Below are 7,771 nucleotides of genomic sequence, written 5' to 3' on the forward strand. Positions count from 1 at the left end.
GGGCGGGTTCCGCTTCGACCGCGACAGCCGGACGCACGTCGGCCACCCGGCCGGCGCCGCGTCGGGCATCCGCGCGGAGGTCCGGGTCTGGCTGCCGCCGCAGTACGACGACCCGCGCTACCGGGGACAGCGGTTCCCCGTGATCGAGCTGCTGCCCGGGTTCCCCGGCTCGGCCTGGACCTGGTTCGGCGCGCTGCACGTCGCGACCGAACTGGAGAAGGCGATGCGGAACGGCCAGGCCAAGCCGTACATCCTCGTCTCGCCGACGATCACCGTGCAGCCCGGCCGGGACACCGAGTGCGCCGACATCGCGGGCGGCCCGCGCGTCGCGACCTGGCTCACCACCGACGTCCGGACGGCCGTGACACGCGACTTCCGCGCCCTGCCGGACGCCGGGTCGTGGGCGACGCTCGGCTACTCGACCGGCGGGTTCTGCGCGGTGAAGCTGGCCGAGCAGCGGCCCGACATGTTCCGCGCGGCGGTGAGCCTCGCGGGCTACTTCGAACCGACCTCGCCCGACCTCACCCGCGACCCGGCCGCCGTCCGCGCCAACAGCCCGCTGGAGCTGCTGGCGACGCGTCCGGCCGTGGACCTGCTGCTCGGCGGAACCCGCACCGACCGGGGGACGGCCGCGGCGATCGCCGGCATGGTCGCGCGCGTCCGGCCGCCGACCCGGGCCTTCACCTACGTCCTGCGGAACGGAGGGCACCTGCCGAAGGTGTGGGAGGGCATGCTGCCGAAGTCGTTCGAGTGGCTCACGCAGCGCTTGGCGGGGCCGAGCTGAGCAGGGCGAAGGCGCCGAGCCGACCAGGGCGAAGGCGCCGAGCTGAACGGGTCGGAGGGCCCGAGTCGAACGGATTGGCGGCGCCGGGCTGAGCGGGCCGGCGGGGCGGGGGTGGGTGTTTATGGCCCTCTCGCCCGGGCAGGGGGTGCGGGTCCAGTTCCGTAGGTAAAGGGAGTAAAGCTCATGCTCACCCTCACTCATGACGCCGTCCAGGTCATCCGGACCGTCACCGCCGACCCGCAGCTCCCGCCCGAGAGCGGCATCCGCATCCAGGCCGGCGTGAACGGCTCCGACACGCTCCAGCTGTCCGTCGCGCCCGCCCCCGAGGCGGGCGACAAGGTCGTCGAGGAGGAGGGCGCCCGCGTCTACCTGGAGCCGACGACCGCGGCCATGCTCGACGAGATGACCCTCGACGCGAAGGTGGACCCGCAGGGCGACGTCGCCTTCACCCTCGCCGACACCGCGGCGGAGACCTGACCGGCGCTCGCCGCCATCGCGCTCTCCCCGCCTTCCGGGGACCCCGGCGAACCGCCGGTCTCCCGGTGCCCCGCGGCACGCTAGCGGGCCGCCGCCAGCACGACCAGGAGCACGACCACGCCGAGCGCGAGGGTCGTGAGGAGGCAGAACGCGGCGACGACGGCGCAGGCCAGCCCCTTGGGCTGGTCGCGCCAGTTGCCGTAGTGGCCGCGCACCTGCCGGTCCAGCTCCTCCCGCGACGGTTCGCCCGCGCCCTGTCCGGTGTCCACGGCGGTCAGTCTCGCAGACGGCCGCGACCCTGTCGGGACGACCACCGCAAGGGTCACCCGGGGAAAGTGGGATGTGGACCCAGGGCCCAGTATTCGAACAGGCCGAAACCGGTACGACCCGATCCGTCCAGGTACTCGTAGCGTCCGACGGCGTCCACCATGCCCCACATGCGTGCGGCGTCCTCCGGAACGCGGGTGTCGTACGCGACGCCCTGCACGACGGTCTCCGGTCCCTGGTACATGCCGTGCTTCCAGTCCGGCTCCAGGCCGTAGCCGGTGCCGACCATCAGGTGGACGGGCAGGATCGGCGTCACGCCGATCTCGAACGGCTCGCCGCCTGGCGGGTGGAAGCCGAGCGTCGCGGTCACCACGTCGCGGCTGCCCTCGGCGTAGACGGGACGGTAGTCGAGACGTCCCAGATGCTCGGGTTCGCGCTCGGGGTCGGGGTAGACCCGGACGGCCTCTTCGAGGATCCGCCGTCCTTTCTCGTCCTCTTGCAGGATGCAGAGCACCGAGTGGTCGTCGAACTGGAACGGCGCGTAGACCCAGTAGAACGTGCCCGCGTTCTTCGCCTGGATGCCGGGCGGCTCGGGCTCGCCGACGGGGCGGATGCCCCAGGAGCGGTCGCGCGAACCCCAGTGGGTCTCGGGGGCGACGTCGATCCGCTCGCCGTCCAGCATGATGTGGCCCGTCCAGCGGCCGGTCTGCGCGAGGCGGCGCGAGTCGAACACCACGCGCTCCTGCCAGCGGACGTAGTGCGGCGGTTCGAGCTGCGCCGGGATGGACGCTTCCCAGGTCAGGTCGAACGACAGGCCGTGCTCGTTCTCGTCCAGGACCACGCGCAGCGTCCGCAGGCCCTCCACGACCTCGACGCGGAACGGGCCGACGCGGGTGTCCATCCGGTTCGCGCCCAGCTCGCGCGACGCCCGGACGACGCGGTGCCACGGCCCGCGCCGCGCCACCGCGAACGCGTCGGTCACGCCTAGGTTCGGGTACTGGCCGAGCCCGACGAGCATCATCAGCTCGCCGGACGTGTCATGCACGTTGAAGTAGTACCGGTCGTAGAAGTTGCGGTCCGAGGTCGCGACGTGCCGCATCACCTCGGGCGCCTGGTGGATCGGGTAGTCGTCCAGCGGCGAGAGCGTCACGCGAGACCTCCGAGGATGCGGTCCAGCAGCCGGGTGCAGTTGTTGTCGTACGGGAACGGGTCGCCCGGCTCGATCCACCCGAAGTCGGTCATCGCCTGCCCGATCCGGGCCATGATCACCGAGAACTTGAACCCCGACAGGACCTCGTAGTACGCCATGTCGCGCGGCGGCCGGCCGAGCAGCTCCGCGTACCGGGCGACGGTCTCGGCGGCGGAGGGGAACCCGGGCAGCCGCGGCACGCCGATCCCCTCGCTGTGGTGCCGGTCCAGGAACAGGAACCAGGCGAGGTCCTCCTCCGGCGCGCCGAGGACGGCGTTCTCCCAGTCCAGGACGGCGGCGGGCACACCCTTCCGGAAGATCACGTTCCCGATCCGGGCGTCGCCCCACAGCAGTCTCGGGGCGTCCGGCTCGGCGGGCCGGTGGGCGCGCAGCCAGTCGAGCGCGCGCAGCGCGACCTCCTGCGGGCCGTCGTAGGCCCAGTGCAGGTAGTGCTCGTAGTAGTTGAGCCGCTGGTCGAGCCCCGTCGCGCCCCAGCGCGGCTGGTCGAGGAAGCCGAGGCCGAGCCGCTCCGGGTCCAGGCGGTGCACCCGGGCGAGGATCTCCAGCGCGGACCACCACATCGCGGCCCGCTCGTCCTCGGCGACCTCGGTCACCCAGCCGTCCATGTGGTACGGCGGCATGTCGGTGGGGACGCGGCCCTCGATCCGCCCCATCACGAAGAAGGGCGCGCCGAGCGGCTCGCCGGACGGCTCGTACCAGCGGATCGGCGGGACGGGCACGTCGGTCCGCTCGTCCAGCACGCGCATCAGCCGGTACTGCTCGGCGAACCGCGGCTCGGGGAACACCTGGTAGCGGGACGGCGCGACCCGCGCGACCAGGGGCTCGTGCCGCTCCGCCCCGTCCAGGCCGGTCCAGGCGGCGTCGAAGATCAGCGTCTCGGACGAGAACCCGCTGGTCTCGGGCGTCTCGATCATCGGGATGCGGGCGCCGGGCAGCCGGTCGCCCAGCCAGCCGGCCAGCGCGGCGCGGGTCAGCTCGGGATCGCGTTGGTCGGGTACCGGCACGGGCGCCTCCGAATGCCAAACTAGAACGTGTTCTATCAACGCCGCCGGTCCGGGTCAACGACGGGCCGTGTCCGGGCCGCGGGGACGGGCGTGAAAAAATCGCCGGATGCGTCTCACCAAGCTCGGACACGCCTGCGTGCGGCTCCAGAAGGACGACCGGACCCTCGTCATCGACCCCGGCGGCCTCACCCCCGAGGCCGGCGCGCTGGACGGCGCGGACGCCGTGCTGGTCACCCACGAGCACTTCGACCACTTCGACCCCGACCGGCTGCGCGCCGCCCTCGCCGCCGACCCCCGGCTGGACGTCTGGTGCTCGCGCGCGGTCGCCGCGACCCTCGCCGACCTCGGCGGACGCGTCCACGAGGTCGGACACGGCGACGCGGTCTCCATCGCCGGCTTCGACGTCCACGTCTACGGCGAGGACCACGAGATCCTGCACCCCGACGTCCCGCCGATCCCCAACACCGGCTTCCTGGTCGACGGCGAGGTCTTCCACCCCGGCGACGCGCTGACCGTGCCGTCCGAGCCCGTCCGGACGCTCTGCCTGCCCGGCAACGCGCCCTGGATGAAGGTCCCCGAGCTGTACTCCTACGCCCGCGCGGTGAACCCCGAGCGCGCGTTCGTCATCCACGACGGCCTGCTCAACGACGCCGGGCTCGGCGTCATGAACAAGCACGTCGGCGCGGCCGGCGAGGAACTCGGCCGCGACTTCCGCCGCCTCGCCCCCGGGGAGTCGGTGGAACTGTGACCGACGCCCGCATCGACGCCGTCTTCTTCGACGTCGGCGAGACCCTGATCAGCGAGGGCGAGATCTACGGGCGCTGGGCCGACTGGTTGGGCGTCCCGAGGCACACCTTCCTCGCCGTCCTCGGCGCCTACATCTCCGAGGGCGCGTCGAACATGGACGTGTTCGAGTACTTCCGCCCCGGCTTCGACCTGGAGAAGGAGGAGTCGGCGCGCGCCGAGGCCGGCGTGCCGAACGGCTTCGGCGCGTCCGACCTGTACCCGGACGTGCGCGAATGCCTCGCCGGACTGCGCGCCCAGGGCCTGTTCATCGGCATCGCCGGCAACCAGCCGGTCGAGGCCGCCGAGCAGCTCGCCGCCCTCGACCTGGACGCCGACGCCATCGGGATCTCCGACGTGTGGGGTGTAGCCAAGCCCGCCCAGGAGTTCTTCGAACGCTGCGCCCAGCTCGCCGACGCGCTCCCCGAACACGTCCTCTACGTGGGGGACCGGCCGGACAACGACGTCGCCCCGGCCGCCGCCTTCGGCATGCGCACCGCCTTCCTCCGGCGCGGACCCTGGGGCCACATCTGGAACGACCCCGACATCCAGGCCACCTTCGTCCTGGACGACCTGGCCTCCCTCCCCGCCCTCGTCGCCGAATTCAACTCCCCCTAGGGGACGTTCCCTAGGTCCGGGGTATGGGAGGGGAACCAGCCGAACGGGCGATGTGAAGCAGGGTGTCCGGTTCATAGCGTCGTTGTCGTGGCCGCGGGTTCGCGGCCGCGACGATCCAACAGGGGGAACAACGACATGAACGGCCTCTACCGTCCCAGGCAGGGACGCGTCATCGCGGGCGTCTGCGCCGGGATCGCCCGGCGCTTCGGGATGAGCCCCTGGACCGTCCGCCTGCTCGCGGTCCTCTCCTGCCTCCTGCCCGGCCCCCAGTTCGTCGTCTACATCGTCCTCTGGATCATGCTCCCCAGCGAGTAGCCCCCACCCTGCCCGGCCCCGCGCGGACGGTGTCCGCCCGCGCGGGACGCGGGTCCCGGGCCGGCTCGCGGGGGTGGTGTTGACGCGGGGGAGTCAGGGTCGCGCCGCCACGGCGGGCGGATACCTCCCGTTCGCTGGAACGGGGGCCCGGCGGGGTGTTAGATCTGGGGGTACTTCCGGAAAGGACGTCCCTGTGCCGGATCACCCCCCGCCCGCCGCGACCGGCGCGAACGCCGCTCCGGACCCGCTCGCCGTGACGCGCGCCCTGCTGCGCCACCTCGGCGAGCTGTCTCGCGTGCGCGCCCGCAGGGGCCCGACCGCCGAAGTGCCCCCGGTCCCCTCGGCCGCCGACCCGGGAAACCCCGCCTCCGGACCGTCCACCGGCCCCACCACGGAGTCCGCCGCGCACACGCCCGGCGGCCCCGAGCAGGCCCCGGCCACACGAACGTCCGCCGCCCACGGCGTGGGGTCTGGTGTCGAGGCGTCCGGTGGTCATCCGCTGGGGCCTGGTGCGCGGGTGTCCGGCGGGTATGAGGTTGGGGGCGGGGGCGACTCGCGGCTGTCCGGGGGGCACGCGGCGGGCGCGGGCGGGCACGCGGCGGGGGCCGGGGAGGTGTCGGCGGGGGCCGAGAGGGCCGTCCACTGGCTGTCGGAGCTGCCCGCCGAGGTGTTCGTCGAGGCGGAGGCCGGGCCGGGGCAGGTGCTGTTCAGCGTGCCGCTGATCCCGCTGCGGCCGCCGTCCGTGCCCGTCGAGTTCGACGCGTGGCTCGCGATGCGGCACTGGTACCGGGCCCTGCGCGACCTCGCCGACCAGGACCTCGTGCTCGTCACCGGCCTGCTGTCGTGGCGTCCGCCGGACGGGCCGCCGGTGCGCGGGCACCTGCTGTCCACGCCCGTCGAGATCGTCGTGGACGACCGGACCGAGCGCGTCGACGTCGTCCTCGCCGGTCCCACGACGCCGCTCGACCACGAACTGCTCTCGGGCGTGCGCGGCTACGACCCCGGCCGCGCCGCCTGGGTCTGGGACGCCGTCCAGGCCGGGCAGGGCTTCGCGCTGCGGCCCTCGGTCTCGGACGTCCTGCGCAAATGGTGCGCGGCGGCCTTCGACGCGGACGGCGACCCGGCGGTCGTCTACCGCGACGACTGGGCCCCGGGCGGGCAGCCCGGGGAGATCCCGGCGGTACGGCTCGCGCCCGCCCTGGTCGTCCGGCGGCGCCCGCGCAGCACCGGCCTCGCCGCCTACTACGACCTGCTGATCTCCCGGCTGGCCGAGCCGCCGCCGGACGGCCTGGTCCGGTTCCTCGCCGCCGACCTGCGCGTCCTGCACGTCCCCGACCCGCCGCCGGACGCCGCCGCCGGACTGCTCGCCGGGATGACCGCGCAGGGCCGGCGGGTCCTGGTCGTCCGCCCCGACACCGACACCGGCGGCATCCCGCCGCGCCCGGACCTGCCCGAGACGCCGCCGCTCACCGACGCCGAGGTCGCCGAACTGCTGCACCTGCTCGGCGAGCGCACCCTCGCGCCCCCGGCCGACACCGCCGCGCTGCCCGACCCGAACCGGATCCACGCGCTCATCAACGTCGAGCGGGCCGTCCCGCCGGAGGCGTCCGGCGAGGTCGCGCGCCGCCTGCGCCAGTTCGACCCCGCCGTCCTCACCCGCCTGACCGGACGCGTCGCGCAGGTGGACGGCATCCTCAACGAACTCGGCCTCGGCACGCACCCGTCGCGCTGGCCGTCCGCCGACCCCGCCGCGCGGGCGTTCGCCGACCTCCTCGCGCGCCGCCGCCCCACCGTCTGGGACCGCGTCGCCGAGATGTCCGTCCAGGCCGACCGCGCCCACCGCGCCCTGCGCTCCCTGCGCGGCCACCGCGTCGTCCTGCCGCCGGACGTGTCCGCCCGCGACCTCGCCGACGCCGCCCACGAACTCCGCGCCCACCTGCTCACCGGCGGGACCCTCAAGCGCGGGCCGATGCGCTCGGCCGCGCAGCGCAAGGCCGAGCCGCTGCTCGCCACCGTCACCGTGGACGGCCAGCCGCCGGCCACCCTGGCGCTGCTGGAGATCGTCCTCACCCACCTCACGGCCGAGATCGCCTGCCAGGACCTGCACTACGCCTGGGACGCGGCGGGCGTCCCGTTCCGCACCGACCTCCCCCTCGCCGACCGCGCCGCCCGCTTCGCCGACGCCCACGCCCGCCTGGCCCGCGTCCGGATCCTCGTCCCCGTCCTCACCGAGGTGTCCGAGCTCGGCATCCCCCTGACCCACCCCCTCCAGTGGCACGGCCTGACCTCGGCCTTCTTCAGCCTGGAGATGGG

8 protein-coding genes and 1 pseudogene are annotated in these 7,771 nt (G+C 74.0%); 6 read left to right on the forward strand and 3 right to left on the reverse strand.

Annotated elements, in window-relative coordinates; translation table 11 throughout:
• On the forward strand, nt 1-784 hold a 784-nt coding region (locus AB0J52_RS19445), incomplete at its 5' end, for an alpha/beta hydrolase (RefSeq protein ID WP_500182994.1).
• 183 nt (nt 785-967) lie between these two features.
• Nucleotides 968-1,261 (forward strand): Fe-S cluster assembly protein HesB, encoded by a 294-nt coding sequence (locus AB0J52_RS19450; protein ID WP_500182995.1) that lies wholly within the window; start codon nt 968-970, stop codon nt 1,259-1,261.
• 80 nt (nt 1,262-1,341) lie between these two features.
• Here AB0J52_RS19450 and AB0J52_RS19455 read toward each other — a convergent pair whose 3' ends face one another.
• Genes AB0J52_RS19455 through AB0J52_RS19465 form a run of 3 tightly spaced genes read right to left on the reverse strand, consistent with a single transcriptional unit; the run spans nt 1,342 to nt 3,742 of the window.
• Nucleotides 1,342-1,530 (reverse strand): hypothetical protein, encoded by a 189-nt coding sequence (locus AB0J52_RS19455; protein ID WP_500182996.1) that lies wholly within the window; start codon nt 1,528-1,530, stop codon nt 1,342-1,344.
• Between the two features lie 53 nt (nt 1,531-1,583).
• Nucleotides 1,584-2,678, reverse strand: coding sequence for an Rv3169 family protein (locus AB0J52_RS19460; protein ID WP_500182997.1), 1,095 nt, complete (start codon nt 2,676-2,678; stop codon nt 1,584-1,586).
• Entirely contained in the window at nt 2,675-3,742 is a 1,068-nt protein-coding gene (locus AB0J52_RS19465) for a phosphotransferase family protein (RefSeq protein WP_500182998.1), read from the reverse strand. Before AB0J52_RS19465 ends, AB0J52_RS19460 begins: the two co-directional genes overlap by 4 nt.
• 106 nt (nt 3,743-3,848) lie before the next feature.
• On the opposite strand from AB0J52_RS19465, the gene AB0J52_RS19470 reads away from it, so the two are divergent.
• The 4 genes and pseudogenes from AB0J52_RS19470 to AB0J52_RS19485 form a co-directional block, all read left to right on the forward strand.
• On the forward strand, nt 3,849-4,490 hold the full coding sequence (locus AB0J52_RS19470; protein ID WP_500182999.1) for an MBL fold metallo-hydrolase: 642 nt from the start codon (nt 3,849-3,851) through the stop codon (nt 4,488-4,490).
• Nucleotides 4,487-5,143: an HAD family hydrolase gene (locus tag AB0J52_RS19475; protein ID WP_500183000.1), complete on the forward strand. Its 657-nt coding sequence runs from the start codon at nt 4,487-4,489 to the stop codon at nt 5,141-5,143. Before AB0J52_RS19470 ends, AB0J52_RS19475 begins: the two co-directional genes overlap by 4 nt.
• Before the next feature lie 135 nt (nt 5,144-5,278).
• Nucleotides 5,279-5,458: a PspC domain-containing protein gene (locus tag AB0J52_RS19480; protein ID WP_500183001.1), complete on the forward strand. Its 180-nt coding sequence runs from the start codon at nt 5,279-5,281 to the stop codon at nt 5,456-5,458.
• Between the two features lie 193 nt (nt 5,459-5,651).
• Nucleotides 5,652-7,771, forward strand: a pseudogene (locus AB0J52_RS19485) (hypothetical protein); the annotation flags it as partial.

Origin of the sequence: Spirillospora sp. NPDC049652 (assembly GCF_040675125.1) — a bacterium.
In the GTDB taxonomy this organism is placed as follows: Bacteria; Actinomycetota; Actinomycetes; order Streptosporangiales; family Streptosporangiaceae; genus Spirillospora.